The sequence below is a fragment of the Tissierella sp. genome, assembly GCF_052089545.1.
Lineage (GTDB): Bacteria > Bacillota > Clostridia > Tissierellales > Tissierellaceae > Tissierella_A.
Genome location: NZ_JBQDAA010000281.1, coordinates 1 through 2,529, shown reverse-complemented (window position 1 = coordinate 2,529; position 2,529 = coordinate 1). Strand labels below are relative to the sequence as shown.

The window sequence follows — 2,529 nt, the reverse complement described above, 5'->3', positions numbered from 1 at the left end:
TTTCAAAGGTTTGATTGGATTAATATATAGTTTATTTGAATACGGTTTCAAAAATCTTTCGATAATGATAAAAAATTCACTTACTCTCATTCTATTATAATTTAGATGCTGAAATTAATTTATGGTTTAATCAGAAATATTGTCTGGATTTAGTTATTTCTTGCTTTCCATTTGTAATAATGGTTTAATTGAAATATAAAAAAATCGTTGAAAAAGACAACAAAACATATCACTATTTTTTACAGAGAAGGGACTAGTAGCTGAGAATCCCAAAAATATATTTGTTTTGACCACTTTTGAGTGCCATTGTGAATCCAATAAGGTATTAGCATATGGTCGTTTAGCTAGCGTTAATAGCATTGAGGAAATTTTTTTAAATTTTGAATTTGGGTGGAAACACGTCTGAGACGTCCCATTTATGGTAATTTTTACCATAAATGGGACGTCTTTTTTTTTAATCATAAGACGTATATCTTTCCCAAAAATATGGTAAGTGGAGGAATGAAAAATGACAGAAATTACGCTTTCTTTTTTAGATGGATCTAAAAATGTATTCCCGGTCGGTTCATCTACAAAAGATATAGTTCAATCTATTGATAAAAAAATGGTTAAGAAAACTTTAGCAGGGAAATTTAATGGAGTATTAGTTGACGTCAGTTACCCTTTAAAAGAAGATGGCATAATCGAATTTGTTACCCCAGAGCATGAAGATGCTTTGGATATTTTAAGACATTCAACTGCTCATCTTATGGCTAATGCATTAAGAAGATTGTATAAAGATATACATTTTGGCGTTGGGCCAACTATTGATAATGGTTTCTATTACGATACTGATTCAAGCACACCCATTACTGAAGAAGATTTACCACTTATCGAAGAAAAAATGAAGGAAATTATTAAAGAAAATAATCCTATAATTCGTAGAGAAATTACACGAGAAAATGCTTTAGAAATATTTAAAGATGATCCTTATAAAATAGAGTTGATTATGTCTTTGCCAGATAATGAAATAATTACAGTTTATGATCAAGGAGATTTTGTGGATTTATGTCGTGGTGTTCACGTACCTTCAACGGGTTATATTCAAGTTTTTAAATTACTTTCACTTGCAGGTGCTTATTGGAGAGGGAATTCTAATAATAAAATGATGCAACGCATTTATGGAACTTCTTATTTTAATAAAAAAGATTTAAAAGAATTTTTGAAAATGCGGGAAGAAGCTAAAGAAAGAGATCACCGGAAACTAGGAAAAGAATTAGATTTGTTCATGGTTTCTCCTGAAGTAGGAGCGGGATTACCTTTTTGGTTACCTAAAGGTGCAACTATTCGTAGAACAGTTGAAAGGTATATTGTAGACAGAGAAATTAGCCTAGGATATCAACACGTCTATACACCTATTATGGCTGACGTTGGCTTATACAAAACTTCTGGTCATTGGGACCACTATCAAGATGATATGTTCCCGCCAATGGATATGGGAGACGGAGAGATGTTAGTTTTAAGGCCGATGAACTGTCCACATCATATGATGATATATAAAAATGATATTCATAGTTATAGAGATTTCCCTATTCGAATTGCTGAATTAGGACAAATGCATCGTTATGAAAAAAGTGGGGCACTATCTGGGTTACAACGTGTTCGAGAAATGACTTTAAATGATGCTCATGTATTTGTTAGACCTGATCAAATTCAAGATGAGTTTAAAAGAGTTGTAGAACTAATGTTAGCAGTTTATGAAGACTTTGAAATTACTAATTACCGTTTCCGTCTAAGTTATCGTGATCCAAATAATACAAAGAAATACTTTGATGATGATGTTATGTGGGAAAAAGCACAAAATATGTTAAAAGCAGCAATGGAGGACCTAGAATTAAGCTACTTTGAAGCAGAAGGTGAAGCTGCTTTTTATGGTCCTAAATTAGATGTTTTAGTCAAAACGGCTATAGGTGTTGAAGAAACTCTCTCAACTGTCCAGTTAGATTTTCTTTTACCTGAACGTTTTGATTTAACGTATGTTGGAGATGACGGAGAAGATGTATACCGTCCAGTTGTTATACATCGTGGTATAATATCAACAATGGAAAGATTTGTCGCTTACCTAATTGAAGAATATAAAGGTTCATTCCCTACATGGTTAGCACCCGTTCAAGCTACAATCATTCCTGTTAATTTAAAACTTCATTCTGAATATGCTGAACAAATACAAACTAAAATGACAGCATTGGGAATGCGTGTTGAAGTAGATACACGTAATGAAAAAATGGGATATAAAATAAGAGCTTCTCAAACTCAGAAAATACCTTACCAATTAGTTGTGGGAGATAATGAAATGGAAAATAAAACTATTAGTATTCGTAAATATGGAGAGAGTAGTACAAAAGAAGATAATCTAGATAGTTTTCTTGTTGATATAAAAAAAGAAATTACTGAATTTGGTTATCAAAAATTCTAGTTAGTTAAATAAAATAAATTAATAATACGATTGAAAATTTATATATTTAGAACTGTCTAGTAGCTAAAATTAAT

General features: G+C 31.4%; 1 protein-coding gene. It reads left to right on the top strand.

Annotated features, from left to right (window positions below; translation table 11 throughout):
* The first annotated feature begins 508 nt into the window (after positions 1-508).
* The gene (thrS, locus tag ACTHW2_RS12935) at positions 509-2,455 is read left to right on the top strand and encodes a threonine--tRNA ligase (protein WP_407153214.1); all 1,947 of its coding nucleotides are present in this window, start codon (positions 509-511) and stop codon (positions 2,453-2,455) included.
* Positions 2,456-2,529 lie beyond the last annotated feature (74 nt).